At 71.0% G+C, this 17,296-nt stretch carries 14 protein-coding genes; 6 read left to right on the forward strand and 8 right to left on the reverse strand.

The features are described from left to right. Positions 1–87 precede the first annotated feature (87 nt). From ACX80F_RS10390 to ACX80F_RS10410, 5 genes are all read right to left on the reverse strand, one after another. Positions 88–1,044, reverse strand: a complete 957-nt coding sequence (locus tag ACX80F_RS10390; protein ID WP_459336317.1) for a DUF5996 family protein — start codon at positions 1,042–1,044, stop codon at positions 88–90. Positions 1,045–1,127: 83 nt separating this feature from the next. Further along, entirely contained in the window at positions 1,128–2,984 is a 1,857-nt protein-coding gene (locus tag ACX80F_RS10395; RefSeq protein WP_459336318.1) for a dipeptide ABC transporter ATP-binding protein, read from the reverse strand. A gap of 55 nt (positions 2,985–3,039) precedes the next feature. Further along, positions 3,040–3,522, reverse strand: a complete 483-nt coding sequence (gene aroQ / locus ACX80F_RS10400; protein ID WP_459336319.1) for a type II 3-dehydroquinate dehydratase — start codon at positions 3,520–3,522, stop codon at positions 3,040–3,042. Positions 3,523–3,525: 3 nt separating this feature from the next. Then, the gene (locus ACX80F_RS10405; protein ID WP_459336320.1) at positions 3,526–4,890 is read right to left on the reverse strand and encodes an MFS transporter; all 1,365 of its coding nucleotides are present in this window, start codon (positions 4,888–4,890) and stop codon (positions 3,526–3,528) included. An 82-nt stretch (positions 4,891–4,972) separates the two neighbouring features. Further along, the gene (locus ACX80F_RS10410) at positions 4,973–5,575 is read right to left on the reverse strand and encodes a TetR/AcrR family transcriptional regulator (protein WP_459336321.1); all 603 of its coding nucleotides are present in this window, start codon (positions 5,573–5,575) and stop codon (positions 4,973–4,975) included. An 83-nt stretch (positions 5,576–5,658) separates the two neighbouring features. Between ACX80F_RS10410 and ACX80F_RS10415 the strand changes: the two genes are divergently transcribed. Further along, a complete protein-coding gene (locus ACX80F_RS10415; protein WP_459336322.1) occupies positions 5,659–6,081 on the forward strand; it encodes an organic hydroperoxide resistance protein in 423 nt (140 codons plus the stop codon). Positions 6,082–6,160: 79 nt separating this feature from the next. Here the strand turns inward: ACX80F_RS10415 and acs are convergent, their stop codons facing one another. Then, on the reverse strand, positions 6,161–8,119 hold the full coding sequence (gene acs, locus ACX80F_RS10420; RefSeq protein WP_459336323.1) for an acetate--CoA ligase: 1,959 nt from the start codon (positions 8,117–8,119) through the stop codon (positions 6,161–6,163). Between the two features lie 287 nt (positions 8,120–8,406). Here acs and ACX80F_RS10425 point away from each other — a divergent pair, with 287 nt between their 5' ends. The 3 genes from ACX80F_RS10425 to ACX80F_RS10435 all read left to right on the forward strand — a co-directional run bounded on the left by ACX80F_RS10425 (position 8,407) and on the right by ACX80F_RS10435 (position 11,426). Beyond that, positions 8,407–9,795, forward strand: coding sequence for a cation diffusion facilitator family transporter (locus tag ACX80F_RS10425; protein WP_459336324.1), 1,389 nt, complete (start codon positions 8,407–8,409; stop codon positions 9,793–9,795). 50 nt (positions 9,796–9,845) lie between these two features. Continuing rightward, positions 9,846–10,649 carry an endonuclease III gene (nth, locus tag ACX80F_RS10430; RefSeq protein ID WP_459336325.1) on the forward strand — a complete coding sequence of 268 codons (804 nt, stop codon included), beginning with the start codon at positions 9,846–9,848 and terminating at the stop codon, positions 10,647–10,649. Between the two features lie 96 nt (positions 10,650–10,745). Further along, positions 10,746–11,426: an NUDIX hydrolase gene (locus ACX80F_RS10435; RefSeq protein ID WP_459336326.1), complete on the forward strand. Its 681-nt coding sequence runs from the start codon at positions 10,746–10,748 to the stop codon at positions 11,424–11,426. Here ACX80F_RS10435 and ACX80F_RS10440 read toward each other — a convergent pair. Both ACX80F_RS10440 and ACX80F_RS10445 read right to left on the reverse strand, forming a co-directional pair. Continuing rightward, positions 11,338–12,828 carry a hypothetical protein gene (locus ACX80F_RS10440; protein ID WP_459336327.1) on the reverse strand — a complete coding sequence of 497 codons (1,491 nt, stop codon included), beginning with the start codon at positions 12,826–12,828 and terminating at the stop codon, positions 11,338–11,340. The two genes, ACX80F_RS10435 and ACX80F_RS10440, sit on opposite strands and share 89 nt — an antisense overlap. Before the next feature lie 102 nt (positions 12,829–12,930). After that, positions 12,931–14,625, reverse strand: coding sequence for a bifunctional 3'-5' exonuclease/DNA polymerase (locus ACX80F_RS10445; RefSeq protein ID WP_459336328.1), 1,695 nt, complete (start codon positions 14,623–14,625; stop codon positions 12,931–12,933). Between the two features lie 105 nt (positions 14,626–14,730). On the opposite strand from ACX80F_RS10445, the gene ssd reads away from it, so the two are divergent. Next, the gene (ssd, locus tag ACX80F_RS10450; protein WP_459336329.1) at positions 14,731–15,804 is read left to right on the forward strand and encodes a septum site-determining protein Ssd; all 1,074 of its coding nucleotides are present in this window, start codon (positions 14,731–14,733) and stop codon (positions 15,802–15,804) included. A gap of 167 nt (positions 15,805–15,971) precedes the next feature. Further along, a complete protein-coding gene (locus ACX80F_RS10455) occupies positions 15,972–17,216 on the forward strand; it encodes a TadA family conjugal transfer-associated ATPase (protein WP_459336330.1) in 1,245 nt (414 codons plus the stop codon). The last annotated feature ends 80 nt before the right edge of the window (positions 17,217–17,296 follow it).

A 17,296-nucleotide genomic window follows, 5' to 3' on the forward strand; every position in this document is an offset into this window, starting at 1 on the left:
GAGAAGGAGGGGAGGGGGGCCGGAGGAAACGGAGAGGCAGATCCCCCCCCTCTCCTCTGTTCTTCTCCCCCCCCCCGCGTCCGGGGGTCAGCGGGCGTGCACGTCCAGCCGTCGCGGGTCCGTCAGGAGACCGTCGCCCCAACCGCCGGTCGTCGCGGCGGCCTCGTACGTGGTCCGCAGGAAGGCGAGCAGCACCGCATCCGGGTCGGTGGCTGACCGGACCCTTTCATAGGGCAGCAGGAACTGGCGGAACTCGTCACTGTAGAACGCGCCCTCGACGTCGACGGGCGCGTCGCGGTAGCCGTCGGGTTCCGGGTAGGCGTAGGAGTAGAACGCGCCTTCCTCGCCGCCGCCGGGCCAGAACCCGCAACTCGAGAGTTCGTGGGAGTAGCCCTCCTCCATGACCCAGTCCGCGCAGTTCGGGGCACCCCCGGGATGAGTGGGCGCGGTCCGTCCGGAGAACCGTGTGCAGGCCAGGTCCATGGCTCCCCAGAAGAAGTGCACGGGGCTCACCTTGCCCAGGAACTCGGCCCTGAAGCGTGTGAGGACCCGCTCGGCCTGGACGAGCTGGCGCCAGAACGCCGTGACGGCACCGGCATCGTAGGAGGCGTGCTGGTGATCCTCGGCGAAGGGCACTGCCGGATCCACCTCCGTCGGGACCGGCCGGATCGGCGCATCGATTCCCACCTCGGTCAGTGCCGCCATGGTCCGCTCGTGGAACCGGGCCACGGACTGCGGCTCGAGGGGGACCTCACGGTCCTCACCCGAACTGGCGCGGATGAGCAGGCGGTGGTGCACGACGTCGAACTCCAGGTCGAAGGAGCCGCTGCCGTACGGGATCGACGACGTCCCCCAGCCACGCGGCGTCACGTAGAACGGCACCTGCCACCAATGGTTGACCAGGGGAGCGTGGGCCAACCGGACCTTCCCGACGACCTGGAGCCACATGTGCAGTGTCGCCCGGGTGTCCTCCCAGTCCTCGACCCGAAGCGCGGGCCAGTCGCCCGCCGTCGTCGTCCCGCTCATGGTTCCGTGTCCGCTCATGATGTCCTCCGTCGTCGTCTGGGGACAATGTATGCGCCGCGCGGACTGCCCGTACAGGGCCGGCCCGGAGTCGGTGAGGGTCCCTAGGAGGCCAGCTCCCCGATGTTGAGTTCGTTGCCCGGGATGGATGCGAGCAGCTTCCGCGTGTACGGGTGGCGGGGGTTCTGGAAGACCTCCTCCGAGCTGGCGGCCTCGACCAGCTCGCCGTCCTTCATGACGCAGACGTAGTCGGAGATGAGCCGCACCACCGCGAGGTCGTGCGAGATGAACAGGTAGCTGAGGCCGAGCTCCGACTGGAGGTCGCCGAGGAGTCTCAGGATCTGAGCCTGCACCAGCACGTCGAGCGCGGAGACCGGTTCGTCGCACACGATCAGCTCAGGCTTCAGCGCGAGGGCCCGCGCGATCGCGACGCGCTGCCGCTGCCCGCCCGAGAGCTCCGCCGGGTAGCGGCGCAGGGCGTTCTGCGGCAGCGAGACCTGGTCCATCAGTTCGCGGACCCGGGCCGCACGCTCCTTCTTCGACCCCCGCTTGTACGCGTTGAGGGGTTCCTCGACGATGCGCTCGATCGTGAACATCGGGTTCAGCGAGGAGTACGGGTCCTGGAAGATCGGCTGCACACGCTGCCGGAAGTCGTTCAACTGCGCCTTGTCGAGGGTCGCGACGTCCATGCCGTCGAACGTCATCGAGCCCGACGTCGGTTCGATCAGCTTCAGCAGCATGCGCGCCGTCGTGGTCTTGCCCGAGCCGGACTCGCCGACGATCGCGACGGTCTGCCCGCGCGGGATGTCGAGGGTGACGTTCTTCGCCGCGTAGAAGTCCTCCTTGCTGCCGCGCCGCTTGTACACCTTCGTGAGGTCCCGGATCTCGACGATGTTCGCGGGCGCGGCGGGCGTCCCGGTACTCTCGGGCGCTGCCGGCCGGTCCGACGACGACGTCGCCGCGTGGGCGCCGCCCACCGCCTGCGTGGCGGGCCGGGAGGCATCAGCGCCCTCCGCTGCGGGACCGCCGTCGTGCCCGGCGCCCGTCTCCGCGAACGCGGCCTCGGCGAGCTTCCGCCGGCTCGCGGTGTCCGCGGTGAAGGCACCCGGGCTCAGGCGGACGGCGGCGACGCTCGGGGCCGCGCGCACCAGCGACTGCGTGTAGGGGTGCTGAGGGTCGTTGAGCAGCTGCTCGGCCGGGCCGGTCTCGACGACCCGGCCGCGGTGCATGACCACGAGTTGCGAGGCGCGCTCGGCCGCGAGGCCGAGGTCGTGGGTGATGAGGAGCACCGACGTGCCGATCTGCTCCGTCATGGTCTCGATCTGGTCGAGGATGGTGCGCTGGACGGTCACGTCCAGGGCCGACGTCGGCTCGTCGGCGATCAGCAGGCGCGGCTGGCAGGCGAGGCCGATCGCGATGAGCGCGCGCTGGCGCATGCCTCCGGAGAACTCGTGCGGGTACTGCTTGGCGCGCTCCCCGGCGTCGGGCAGGCCTGCCGCGGTGAGGACCTCGATGACGCGCTGCTTGACGTTCTTCTTCGTGGCCATCCCGTGGACGAGGAGGGTCTCGGCGACCTGCGTACCGATCTTGGTGACCGGGTTGAGGTTCGACATCGGGTCCTGCGGGACGAGACCGATCGCCCGGCCGCGGATGGAGCGCATCTTCGCCTCGGACAGGCTCGTGAGGTCCTGTCCCTCGAAGAAGATGCTGCCCGAGGTGACCCGTCCGTTACCCGGCAGGAGTCCGATGCAGGCCATCGCCGTCGTCGACTTGCCCGAACCGGATTCGCCGACGATGGCCAGGGCGCTGCCGCGCTTCAGGGTGAAGCTCGCCTCCTCCACCGCCTGGACCTCGCCGTGGGTGGTGCGGAAACTCACCGCCAGATTCCTCACCTCGAGCAGGGGTGCGTCGGGGTTCTCGGGCTGGGCGGCCGTGCTGCCGGCGGGAGTGATGTCCGTCATAGGACCATCGTGCCCTATGGGCCGGGTGTTCGGTGTCGTGGCGCCTGTGCGGGAGCTAACTCCGTGGTGTCGGTGCGGCGTTCGCGGCGGGCGCGCCGAGTCGGCCGGCGAGGTGCTCGACGGCGAGCCGGTAACCGTCGATGCCCGCACCGACGATCACGGCGTCGGCCACGCCGGAGATGTACGAGTGGTGCCGGAAGTCCTCACGGCGGTGCACGTTGCTGATATGGACCTCGACCACGGGCAGACCGACGCCCGCGAGCGCGTCACGGATGGCGATCGAGGTGTGCGTGTAGGCGCCCGCGTTGATGACGATGCCGTCCGCCGTCGTCCGGGCGGCGTGGATGGCGTCGATGATCTCGCCCTCGTGGTTGGACTGCAGCGCGCTGGCCGCACAGCCGCGTGCCCGTGCGGTGTCCGAGGCCAGACGGACGACGTCGTCGAGCGTCGCCGTCCCGTAGACGTCCGGTTCCCGCGTGCCGAGCAGGTTCAGGTTGGGTCCGTTGATCACGAGGATGCTGGGCGTGCGCGGGGTCATGCCCTAACTATGCCGCACCGGTGCGGCGGGCGAGGCGACGGTCGCCGTAGCCGTCACTGTCGCCGTCACCGGATCGGCGAGCCGCGACCGCAGGCGAACCGCGCCCAGCCCGCCGGCCACGGTGACGAGGCTCATCGCGGCGAGGACGACGCCGGGGTGCCACCACGCGCCGTCGGTGGCGATGCCGAAGCGCTGTGTGATGGACGGGGCGAAGCCGGCGACGATCGCGGCGATGCTGTAGGCGAAGGACAGTGCGGTGAACGCCGTCGCCGGTTTGAAGATGTCCGCCATGAGCCCGCCGAGCGCCGCCCAGCTGGCGGTCGGGAGGATGCCGCCGAGGATGATCGCCGCGATGTACACGGGTTCCGTGGCGATGCTGATGACCCAGTACAGCGGGAAGGCGATGAGCGCTGTTCCGAGCGCACCGCCGGTGACCACCCGCGCGGATCCGACGCGCATCGCGAGGTAGCCGAACGCGGGGATGGTCACGAGCTGCAGGACGGACCCGACGAGCGCCGCATTCAGGACCGTCTCCTGGGACAGGCCGAGGGTGCCGGTGCCGTACGCCTGCGTGTAGGTGACCATCAGGAAGTAGGAGCCGATGCCCAGCACAGCGGAGGCGATGGCGACGACGATGGCTGTCGGCTGGGACCTCAGGACCTCGAGGAAGGGGACGCGGGGGAGCGCGCGCTCCCGGCTCGTCTCCCTGAAGACGGGCGTCTCGTCGATCGCGAGCCGCAGGTAGATCGCGACGGCGAGGAACGGGAACGCGAGCAGGAACGGGATGCGCCAGCCCCAGGTGGTCATGACGTCCGGTACGAGGACGGTGAGGGCGAGGAAGATGGCGGAGATCAGCATGGTGCCCACGGGCGAGCCGAGCTGGGGGATGGAGGCGTACAGCGCCCGCTTGCGCGGCTCCGCGTGCTCGGTGGCGATCAGGATGGAGCCGCCCCACTCACCGCCGAGCGACAGTCCCTGCAGGAGGCGGAGCACGGTGAGGATGATCGGTGCCCAGACCCCGATCGTGGTGTAGTCCGGCAGAAGTCCCACTGTGCCGGTCGCCAGTCCCATCAGCGTGATGGTCAGGATCAGCGTGCGCTTGCGGCCGATCCGATCGCCGAGATGGCCGAAGAGGATGGCGCCGAGCGGGCGTGCCACAAAGCCCATCGCGAAGACCAGGAACGCCGAGAGGGTTCCGGCCAGGGGATCCTGCGAGGTGAAGAAGACCGTGTTGAAGACGAGCGCCGCTGCCGTGCCGAACACGTAGAAGTCGTAGGACTCGAGGGCCGTCCCGACGAAGGACGCGCCGGCGACGCGGCGGGCCATGCGCGGATTCGGGACGGGAGGCTGCTGCAGGGTAGTGGACACGCTGAAATCATCCTCTCGCCCCGGGGCGCCTGCCACCTTTCAGGACGAACGTCACACCGCCTCGGTGCCGGTCGGGTGCGGCTCAGGCGCGCAGGGGTGTACGGCGTCGCGCGCTGATGATCGCCCGCCCCGCCGTGGTGAGGGACTCGGTCACCGCCGTCGGGTCTCCCATGAAGCCCTGCACCATGGCGCCGTCGCGCAGCATGATGAGCTGGTCCGCGACGACGTCGGGTTCCTCCACCGCGAGTTCGGCCAGGAGCTCGGTCACCACGCCGTGCAGCCAGGTCCGGTACTGTTCGACGGCATCGCGCACCATGCTGCCCTCCGCGGGATACTCGGCGGCCGCATTGATGAACGTGCAGCCGCGGAACCCGGGCCGGCACGCCGCGGAGCCGTTCGCGGCAGCCAGCCGGAGCAGGACCTCACAGGCGTCCGCGCCCTCGGCCCGCTCGCGGGCGACCGCCACCTGCAGCCGGTGCAGCTGATCCTCGAGGTACGCCACGACGAGGTGGTCCTTCGACCGGAAGTGGCGGTAGAAGGTCACCTTCGTGGTGCCGGCATCGGCGATGATCCGGTCGGCGCTGACCGAGCGGATGCTCGTGGCGTCGAACAGGCGGGTCGCCGACGCGAGGATGCGCTCGCGGACGGGAAGGGCGGTCATCATGCTCCGATCTGCGGATCTCATGCCGATTTGGCGCAAGTAGAGTTACTAGTTAGTCTACATAGTCGGCAAGGGCATCCGGCCCCCACGACGAAAGGATCGACACCATGAGCGCTCTCTACACGGCAGTGGCGACGGCGACCGGTGACGGCCGCAACGGCAAGGCGCGCACCGACGACGGGCAGCTCGTCGTCGACCTCGCGGTCCCCACGGAGATGGGCGGCGCCGGCGGCGCGACGAACCCGGAGCAGCTCTTCGCCGTCGGCTATGCGGCCTGCTTCCACAGTGCCCTCAAGCTCGTCGCGGCCCGCAGCAAGGCCACCATCAGCGAGACGGCGGTCACCGCGGAGGTCAGCATCAACGCGGTCGACGGCGGGGCGTTCCAGCTCGCGGTCGCCCTCCATGCCGAGATCGGCGGGGTGGACCAGGAGACCGCGGACCGGCTCGTGGAGCACGCGCACCAGGTGTGCCCCTACTCGAACGCCACGCGCGGGAACATCGAGGTCACGGTCGACGCCACGGTCGAGTGACCTGACCTCACCTGACCCGTTCCCGAGATCAGGAAGGCCCCCGCATCCGCGGGGGCCTTCCTCGTCCTTGGTGCTGTCGCTACTTCCGCAGCGACCCGGCGATCTGCTGCATGATCGTCGGATCGGACAGTGTGGTGGCGTCCCCGACCTCGCGGCCTTCCGCGACGTCCTTGAGCAGCCGCCGCATGATCTTCCCGCTGCGGGTCTTCGGCAGTTCGGGGACCACCAGGATGTTCCGCGGCTTCGCGATCGGGCCGATCTCCGTGCCCACGTGATTGCGCAGGGTGGTGACGATGTCGTCGTCGTCCTTCGCCGAGCCGCGCAGGATCACGAACGCGACGATCGCCTCGCCCGTCGTCTCGTCGCTCGCCCCGACGACGGCAGCCTCCGCCACCGAGGGATGGCTGACCAGGGCCGACTCGATCTCGGTGGTCGAGAGCCGGTGGCCCGAGATGTTCATGACGTCGTCGACCCGGCCGAGGAGCCAGATGTCGCCGTCGGCGTCCTTCTTCGCGCCGTCGCCGGCGAAGTACATGGCGTCGAAGCGTGACCAGTAGGTGTCCTTGAACCGCTGCGGGTCACCCCAGATGCCACGCAGCATCGCGGGCCAGGGCTCGCGGATGACGAGGTAGCCGCCGGCGCCGTCCGGGACGGACTCGCCCATCTCGTCGACGACATCGATCGCGATCCCGGGCACGGCGACCTGCGCCGAGCCGGGCTTGGTGGCTGTCACGCCGGGCATGGGGGCGATCATGTGCGCCCCCGTCTCGGTCTGCCACCAGGTGTCCACGATCGGCGCCTTGCCCCCGCCGATCACCTCCCGGTACCACATCCAGGCCTCCGGGTTGATGGGCTCCCCGACCGAGCCGAGGACGCGGATCGAGGACAGGTCGTACTTCTTCGGGATGTCCCGGCCCCACTTCATGAAGGTGCGGATGGCAGTGGGCGCCGTATAGAGGATGCTCACCTTGTACTTCTCGATGAGTTCCCACCAGCGGCCCTGGTGCGGGGTGTCCGGCGTCCCCTCGTACATGAGCTGGGTGGCGCCGTTCACAAGAGGCGCGTAGGTCACGTAGCTGTGCCCCGTGACCCATCCGATGTCCGCGGTGCACCAGAACACGTCGGTCTCCGGGCGGAGGTCGAACGTGTTGCGGTGGGTGAACGCGGTCTGGGTGAGGTACCCGCCTGTCGTGTGCAGGATGCCCTTCGGCTTCCCCGTGGTCCCCGACGTGTAGAGGATGAACAGGGGGTGCTCGGCGTCGTGTGCGACCGCCGCGTGCTCGTCCGAGGCGCCCTCGACGACGTCGTCCCACCAGAGATCGCGTCCCGCGGTCCACGTGACGGGCTCGTTGTTGCGGCGCACCACGACGACGTGCGAGACGGTGTGGCCTTCCTTCTCGAGGGCGCCGTCCACGGCCGGCTTGAGGGCGCTCGGCTTGCCGCGGCGGTACGTGCCGTCGGCGGTGACGACGAGCTTGGCCTCGGCGTCGTCGATGCGGCTGCGGAGGGCGTCGGCCGAGAAGCCGCCGAACACCACGGAGTGGACGGCGCCGATCCGCGCGCAGGCGAGCATGGTGACGACGGCCTCGGGAATCATGGGCAGGTACACGGCCACGCGGTCGCCCTTCTGCACGCCGAGGGACTCGAACGCGTTGGCGGCCTTCTTCACCTCCCGGGTCAGCTCCGCATAGGTGATGGTACGGGTGTCTCCGGGCTCGCCCTCGAAGTGGATGGCCACCCGGTCTCCGAGGCCGGCCTCCACGTGCCGGTCCAGCGCGTTGTAGGCGGCGTTCACGGTCCCGCCGACGAACCACTTGGCGAACGGAGCGTCCGACCAGTCGAGGGTCTGGGTGAAGTCGCGGTCCCAGGTGAGCAGTTCGCGGGCCTGCTTCGCCCAGAATTCGGTGCCCTGCTCACGGGCCTCGTCGTAGAGCGACGGCTGCGCGACCGCCTGCGCCGCGAACTCCTCGCTCGGCGGGAAGCGGCGCTCCTCGTGCAGCAGGTTCTCGAAGGCGTCGCCTTGTCGTTCGGCGGTCATGATCTACCCCTTTGTGACGTGGTCGGTAACGGACAGAAGTAGCGGGGTGCGCTCGTCCGGCGCACCACCACGTGCTCTACGCAGACCCTATCGAGTTCTCCCGACCGTATGTGCCCGCCGTCACACGACCTAGCCGAACTGCGGCGATTGTGCGACGAGCGGCACGGACGCGGGGGCCCGTGCTTGCTGGAGAAGGACTGGGGCGGTGGCTAGGGTGGAGGGAGGTAATCGACGTCGGAGGCCGCTGGTGCTCCGCCGGACACCAGCGCCATGAACGGGAGAACACCATGACCGAAGCATCCGAGGAACACCGCAGCACGGGCCACGGGCCGGCGGGCGGCGCGGAGCTGTCCTCGTCCTCCGTGCAGGCGGCGGGATCGGAGGCTCCGGCCACGGAGAGCCGCCCCGTAGGCCGGAGCCGGGCCCTCGTCGGACCGTTCACGCTGCGTGAAGTGCTGTTCGGTGGCGGTGTGCTGCTCGTCTTCATCGGCACCCTCCTGCCGTTCCTCGACGGCATCGTGCGCTACGAGAACTTCTGGAACACCGCACCGCTCTTCTTCGTCGGGATCGGGATCCTGCTGCCCGTGATCGCCCTGGCCCTCGTCGCCGGACGCCGGCTGGGAAGTTCGGGGCTGCGCGTCGGCTCGCTGTCCGTCGACCAGTTCGCGTCGGTCTCGTCGGTGCTGGCTGCGACGTACTTCTTCCTGCAGACGGTGACCCAGTTCCATGCGGGGCCCCTGGTGGCGCTGATCGGTGGGCTGATCATGCTGACGGCGACCGTGCTCGCGCCCTTCCTGCCCGTCCTGAAGGACGATTTCGCCGACCGCCCCGAGACCTCGGCCCACCCGGCGGCGCGCTCCATCACGGCGGCGCAGCCCCGCCCCGCCAAGCCGGTGAAGGATGCTCCCGAGAAGCAGGCCCTCACCACGGACACGGGCTCGACGAACGCCGCCTCGACGGATGCGCCCGCGAAGGACACTGCCGCGTCAGGCTTCCGGTTCGGCCGCAAGGACAAGTCCGGCGTGAACCCCGCCGCTGCGGGCGTCCTGCAGAACGGCGCCGGCCTGTACGGGGCAGGGGGCGCCGGCGCCGTGGGTGCGGGTGCAGCCGCAGCGGGCCAGTCGGGGATGGAACCGCGCACCGACGGGACGTCCGTGGCAGCAGGCCAGACGTCCACCGGCACCTCCCGCCACGAGTCCGCCGAGGAGTCCGCAGGCACATCGGACGACGCCTCCCGCAGTACGTCGGCTGCGTCCGAGGGCGGGGCGCATGCTGTCGAGGGTCGCGCCGCGGCGCAGGGCACCGCGGATGACGAGAGTTCTTCCACGGTGGTGCAGGCGTCGTCCGTCGGCGAGACCCGGGTCCACGAGGCCGTCCGGGAGGAGCCCGCTCCAGACACCGCGCAACCTGCCGAGGTGCGGGACCGCCACGAGCCCATCACCGCGACGCGGTCGACGGAGGAGGAGCCTGTCATCGAGGCGTTCTGGTTCGCCGTCGGATCCCCTCGGCCGGTGTTCGACGAACAGACGGGCCATGAGGTCTTCACCTTGCAGCCCGGCGACTGGGAGGTCGGCATCGAGGACCGCGGCACCGAGTTCCTCGTCCAGGACAAGCGGACGGGCGCGGTCGGCATCCTCCGGAATCTCCGCAACATCGAACGCGCCCCCCAGGACTGACCCCACCGCTGCGACGCCGACGGGCAGCAGCACCGGAAGGAGACACGCGAGTGGCAGGCAGGAAAGCACGGGCCGACGAGGAGTTGCCGGTCGCATTGAAGCGGCGGGCCCGGAAGATCAACAGGGTCCTGGGTGAGACGTACCCCTACGCCGTGGCCGAACTCGACTTCCGGAACCCGTTCGAGCTGCTGGTCGCGACGGTGCTCTCGGCTCAGACCACGGACGTGCGCGTGAACCTCACGACGCCGGCGCTGTTCGCGCGGTACCCCGATCCGCGGGCGCTGGCCGAGGCCGAGGAGACCGACCTCCAGGAGCTCATCCGGCCCACGGGGTTCTACCGCGCGAAGGCGAATAGCCTCCTCGCGCTGTCCCGACGCCTCGTGGACGAGTTCGACGGCGACGTGCCGGGCACGCTCGACGAGCTCGTGACCCTCCCGGGCGTCGGACGGAAGACGGCCAACGTCGTCCTGGGAAATGCGTTCGGCATTCCGGGCATCACGGTGGACACGCACTTCGGTCGCCTCGCCCGCCGCTTCCGGTGGACGGCGTCGGAGGATCCGGTGAAGGTCGAGCAGGATGTGGCGGCCCTGTTCGACCGCAGGGACTGGACGATGCTCTCCCATCACGTGGTCTTCCACGGTCGGCGGGTCTGCCATGCGAAGAAGCCGGCGTGCGGTGTCTGTCCGGTGGCCGCGCTCTGCCCGTCCTACGGTGACGGGGAAACGGACCCGCTGAAGGCGGCGAAGCTGCTGAAGTACGAACTCGCGCCCGGTCGGGAGGAACTGCTCGCGTCGATGCGCGCCGGACGGACCCGCTCCGAGCTCCGCGAGGCAGGGCACGGGCTGGGTGCCTAGGGTTCCCCGCCCGCGGCCCGTACAGGAAGGCAGGGTCGGACACCGGTGCCGGACCGGCCGGGACGCGGTCACCGGTCGCCCCGAGGGGGCCTGGAGGTGACAGCGCGCGACGAGCTCGCGCGCTGGGTGCAGTCCATGCAGGTGACGACGGCCCTGGTGCGGACGGACGGATGGCAGTTCGCGACGCTCGACCCCGCGAAGAGTCGGCGGGCCGCCGTGCTCATCCTGTTCGGGGCGAGGGCGGATGTGCCGCCCGCCTCCCCGCCTCGGTCTGCGCCTGACGACCTCGACCTCCTGTTCGTGATGCGCGCCAGTTCCCTCGCCCACCACCCAGGGCAGGTGGCGTTTCCCGGCGGGACCATCGACGCGGAGGACCGGGACGAGGGTGCGGCGGCGCTGCGCGAGGCGCGCGAGGAGACCGGCGTGGATCCCGACGGCATCGACATTCTGGGCACGTTGCCCGAAGTGGGCCTTCCGGTCAGCAACTTCCTGGTCACCCCTGTGCTCGCGTGGTGGGCCGAACAATCCCCGGTCCATGCGGTTGACACGGCAGAGTCCGAACTCGTCTTCCGGTGCGCCGTCAGTACGCTCCTCGACCCGGAGCGTCGGCGGACCGCCGTGGTGCGCCGGGACGGATTCGTGAGCAGGACCCCGGCCTTCCTCACCCCGGATGCCGTGATCTGGGGATTCACGGCGATGCTCCTGGATGCGATCTTCGACGGTCTCGGCTGGACGAGGCCGTGGGACGGTTCGCAGGAGATGCCTGCACCGCTGTGAGACGTCCCGGCCCGGTGCCACCCGTCGGGAGGGCGGCGATCCGTCCCGGCGCATAGCGGTCCCGGAGGGCACCCGGGAGGGTCGCCAGTGCGGCGGCGGTCTCGAGGCGCCCCTTATTCAGGAGGGCGGATTCGATGGCGGGGATGACGGGCGATGAGCCGGTCCGCGTGCGCAGAGTCGCGAGGACCTGGTCGGTCATGCTGCCCGGGGCTGCATCCGGGAAGAACCGTCGCACCCCGCGCGATACCTGCTCCCGGGCGAGGGCCGCGGGGCTCGCAACGACCACCGTGACCGCCCGGGAGTCGAGGACCCGCAGTGCCGCGGCTCCGACGGGCCGAACGAGGCGCACCGCCGGGGCGAGACGCGCAAGCCGGACCAATGATCCTCGGGCCTCCAGCGCCGGGCCGAGCGCCCGACCGGCGGAGCGGACAGCGGTCGGGGCGGACGCCGCTGTCCTGCCCAGCGTCCGTAGCCCCGATGTCAGCCTGGCCGCTCCCGGCATCCGGGCGGCGACGACCGCAGCCGTGCGCGCGAGCATGTCGAGGCGTCCGATCACCTGATGCACGCGCGCCACCATCTGCGCTGTGCGGGCCGCGCCGACCAGGGCGGTGACCGCGGCGGAGCCTCCGAGCGTGACCAGGCTGAGGGTGGTGCCGACCGCCGCCATGGCGAGACATTCGAGGGCGAAGGACCGGGCCTCGTCCTCCAGTTCCTGATGCGCGGCCTCGATGGCGGCTGCGAGCCCCAGACACCCCTCGGCAATGCCCCTCGACGCGTGCGCAACCAGATGCCCTGACTCCTCGACGACGGCGCTGCGATCCCTGAAGAGGGTCAGGTCCTCGGCGTCGAACCCGTCCACCGTCCGGAGAGCGAGACGTGACGGCCCCTCCATGGCCGCCTCGATCCCGTCCGCGAACGCCGCCCAGGTTGCACTCGCCGTGCGCAGTCGATGGGGATCACCAGCCGGCCACGCGACGCCGGCGATGCCCTCCACGATGTCCCAGTGCAGCGGCGGGAATCCCGGTCCTGCATCGCAGGCCGACGGGGGACAGGGGACTACCGACTCCGGGACGGCCGATGGGACGACGGGCATGATCAGCGCGGACAGACCCATCGAGGCGGCATGCTCGGCGATGATGTAGTTTCCCGCAGCGAGCATCAGGGCCCGCGCCGTGTCGCAGGTCGCCAGCGCGAGGTCCCTGGACGCGGCGAGCACCTCGCGCGCTGCCGGATCATAGGCTGCCGCCCACGCCATTCCCACCGCGTCCCATCCCGCCATGCCGCCGGTGTGGAGGAGCGCAGCAACCGCGGAGTCGCCCGCGGCGGCGAGTCCGCGGCCGGCCGACGACGCCAACCCCGATGCCTCCACGTACCGGTCCGTATCGATCCGCAGGACGCCCACGCACTCCACCCTTCCCCCATCGGTGATGCCACGATAGGAGCGCCCGGACCGGGACGGGAACCGGGGACGGACCATGTGGACAACGCGGCGGCGCCCGGACGGCTACTTCGCGTCGGCGTAGGAGGTGACGGTGACCGTGGAGATCGGGAACTCGATCGGGACCTCCCCGAAGACCAGCCGTGACGCGGCCCGCGCGGCGTCGTCGAGGATCGCCGCCGCCTCGGCTCCCCGGTCCTCGGGGACGTGCAGCACCACCTCGTCGTGGAGGAAGAACGCGATCCGGCCGCGCGGCCTCGGGATGGTGCTCTCGCCGAGCCGCCTCCGTACCTCCGCGAGCCAGCACAACGCCCATTCCGCTGCTGTCGCCTGGACCACGAAGTTCCGGGTGAAGCGTCCGCGGGCCCGCGCTGCGCCGTCCGCGCGGCGCTGTTCCTCCGCCGTCGTCGTGCGCTGCCGGTCACGCCACTCCTCCGACGCGGGAGGGCAGCCCCGGCCGAGGTGGCTCGACACACCGTCACCCGCTTCCCCGGCCCGCGCGGCCGCTTCGACGACGCCGATGGCCCGCGGGTAGGCGCGTGTCAGCTGGGGCATCAGGCGCCCCGATTCCCCGCTCGTCGCGCCGTACATGGCACCGAGCATGGCGAGCTTCGCCTTCGAGCGGTCACCGCCGAAGCCCTGGTCGGCGATGCCCTGGTAGAGGTCCCTGCCCCGGGCCGCCGCCGCGAGCGCCGAGTCCTGTCCGAGGGCGGCGAGGACCCGTGGCTCGAGTTGCGCGGCGTCCGCGACGACGAGGACGTGACCCGTGTCGGCGCGCACGGCGTCCCGGACCTGCCGCGGGATCTGCAGGGCTCCGCCGCCGCGGGAGGCCCATCGGCCGGACACCACTCCGCCCACCACGTACTCCGGTCGGAAGCGCCCGTCCCGGATCCAGGTGTCGAGCCAGGTCCAGCCGTTCGCCGTCAGGAGCCGCGACAGCTTCTTGTAGGCGAGCAGTGGTGCGATGGCCGGGTGCTGCTGCTGTTCGAGTTCCCACGACCGGGTCGTCCTCACCTCGATCCCCGCCCGGTGCAGGGCACGCAGGACCTCCTGCGGGGAATCCGGGTTGAGCGCCGGACTTCCCAGGGCCTCCCTCAGTTCCCTGGCCAGTTGCTCGAGCTTCGCAGGCCGGACACCTTCGGCCGGCCGCGGCCCCAGGGACCGTTCGAGGAGGTCTTCATGGACGTCCGTGCGCCAGGGGAGCCCCCAGTGTTCCATCTCGGACGCGATCAGGGCGCCCGCCGATTCGGCGGCGACGAGGAGGCTCAGGCGCCCGGGGTCGGTGGCGCCGGCGATGGTGGCGAGCTGACGGGCGAACTCCTCGACGACGTCGTCGAGGAGCGGACCCGTGTCCTCGGGCGGCTCGTCGAAGAGCGAGTGCTGGTTCGGCGGAGGCGGAGGCGGGAGCAGGGTCCGGGGAGGCTCGGTGCCGTCGGCAGCGAGGGCGGCGGCCCGGATCGACGTGAGGTAGGGCGACGGCGGGCAGGACGGGGAGTTCGCGAGGAGGGCGCGGGTGAGGCCGAGATCGCGGCAGCGGTCGACGTCGACCCCCGCCGACAGGAGATCGGGGTACCAGAGCCTCGTGCCGGCCCAGACCCAGATCGGTCGTCGGGGCCCTGTTCGGGCGACGGCGGCCGGGAGCCGGTCGGCCTCCACCAGCAGCGGCTCACCGGCGCGGTTGCCGGACGCGTCCAGCGGCTGGAGCGCCACGGAGCCGCGGCTGTCGCGGGTCGCCGGCCCGGGCGCCATGGCGATGTACATGTCCATATCATCGGTCGCACCGGTGTCATTCCTGCAATCCGGCGCGTTGTCCACATAGGGTGACGCGACCACGCCGGGTCACTCCAGCCAGGGAATGCTGCAGGAATGACGCAGCAGACACTGACAGAGGAAGGACGACGGCCGGTGGTCCTCGTCGGCGGTTCCCAGTTCGTCAAGGACCAGGTGGCGCGTGCCTGCGCGGCTGCGGGGGTCACCCCGCACTTCGCCCCCGACATTGCGCAGGCACTTCCCCTCGAGCCTGCCGTGCTGCTCCTCGGCGCCGAGCAGGCGGTCGGCGGATTGCCCGGGCACCGTGAGGTCATCGTGGTCGGCGCGGCCGACGACGAGACGAGGGCGTGGACCGCCGCGGCGCGTGTCGCGTCCTCACGCGTGGTCATCGTCCCGCAGGGGGCGGGTTGGCTCGCGGAGCACCTCGGGCGACGCCTCAGTCCCGCTGCTTCCGGAGCGGTGGTCGGTTTCCTCGGGGCCGCCGGCGGGGCGGGGGTGAGCACGTTCGCCTTCTGGTGCGCACGCCACGCAGCCGGCCTCGGGACGTCCACGCTGCTGGTGGACGGGCATCCCCTGGGCGGCGGCCTGGACCTGGCGCTCGGGATCGAGGAGCGCCCCGGCGTGCGCTGGGACGACCTGCGTGATCTCCGGGGGACCCTCAACGTGGAACAGCTCGTGGCGGCGTTGCCTGCCGAGCGGGGCCTGGCGGTGTTGTCCCATGCCGCGCACCGCGAAGGGGCCGGCCCTCACCCCGGGCACGGGATGGACTCTGCCGCAGCCGTTCTGGACGCCGCCCGCGGGGCCTTCGAGCTCAGCGTCGTCGATCTCGGCAGCGCCGGAAGCGCAGCGATCCAGGCACTGGTGCCGCTGTGCGACCAACTCGTCCTCCTGGTGCCGTCCAGACCGCGGAGCGCTGTCGCGGTGACCCGCATCCTCGAGGTATACAACTCCCTGCCGACCACCGTCGTCCTGCGCGGTCCAGTGCTCGACGGACTGGATGCCTGGTTCGTCGCCGACCTCGCCGGGCGCCCCGGTCCGCTGCCGTACCTGCCTTTCGTCAGAGGGTCTTCCACAGCGGAAGCCACCGGTAGGATGCTGGACTTCCCCTTGCCCCGACGAGCCAGGAAGCTCGTCGAATCGGTTGTCGCCGGCCTGGAGCGGGCGGCATGAAAGGGCACGGGGAGAGTGGTGCGACAGAGGAAGGGGTGGCCCGGGAAACCGCGGTAGCGCCCACGAGACGACAGCTGCGAGCTGCCGGTGGCCGGGCGTCGACCTCCGCGATCCCGGCGGACGGGGCACCCGACCGGGGATCGGGTGGTGATCCGGGTGGGGTCTCGATGGTTGACGCGGTACGCCGGGCCGTTCTTGCGGGGACCGTGCAGGCGACCGGAGCAGCTTTCGCGGACGCCGTCGGCGCGAGCGGCAGGCTGCTCGGCTCGCAGGGCACGCTGTCCGCGCTCGACCGCGTGCGGGCGGAACTCAAAGGGCTGGGCCCGCTAGAGCACCTCCTGGCCGATGAATCGGTCACGGACATCCTCGTCAACGGGCCGGACGATGTGTGGGTCGACGGCTCGACCGGCCTGCGGCGCACCGGGGTCGCCTTCGCATCCGACGAGGACGTGCGGGCACTGGCCGTGCGTCTGGTGGCGGCGGGTGGAAGGCGCCTCGACGACGGCTGCCCCGCCGTCGATGTCCGGCTCGAGGGCCTGCGCGTGCACGCGGTCCTCCCCCCGATCTCGACGGCGGGAACCCTGCTGTCCATCAGGATCCGCCGCGCGCGCATGTTCTCGCTCGCAGACCTCGAGGACAGCGGGATGGTGGCGCCGATGATGGCCGAGGCGCTCCGGCAGATGATGCTGCACCGCCTGAACTTCCTCATCAGTGGAGCAACGGGAACAGGCAAGACCACCCTTCTGGCCACCCTGCTCGGCCTGGCCGCACCCCACGAGCGCGTGGTACTCGTCGAGGACGCCGCGGAGCTGAACCCCGAGCACCCGCACACGGTCGGGCTGCAGGCGCGGCACGGCAACCTGGAGGGCGCAGGTGTGTTGGACCTCACCGAACTCGTCCGGCAGGCGCTCCGCATGCGACCGGACCGGCTCGTGGTGGGGGAGTGCCGGGGCGCCGAGGTCCGTGAACTCCTCGCGGCGATGAACACGGGGCACGACGGCGGCGGGGCGACCATCCACGCCAATTCCGCCGAGGCGGTACCCGCGCGGCTGGGTGCGCTCGCGGCGCTCGCGGGACTCACCCCGGAGGGACTGGCGCTCCAGGCAGCGAGCGCCGTCGATGTGGTGGTGCACGTGGTGCGCGATGCGCGGGGCAGGCGCGTGGCGAGCATCGGCAGCCTCGAGCGTGCCCACGCGGGGGAGCTCACTGTGACGCCCATCCTCACCGACTCAGGGGAGGGCTACCGCCGCGCTGCGGGGTGGGATGCTTTCGCGCATCGGGTGGGCTGGCCCGGGAACGGTCGGGAGGCCGGCGCGGGGACGGGGCCGGGCCCTCCGACGGGTGAGCGACGGCGTCCGGACCACGACGACGGGCAGGAACCCGGGCCCGGGCGTGCACGGCGGGCCCCGTGACCGGGGTCGCTGTGACCGTCCTGCTCGCTGCGGCCGGCATCACTTTCGCTCTCCCGCGCCCTGGCCGACGACACGGGGCG

The organism is Arthrobacter sp. TMS2-4 (assembly GCF_054511075.1).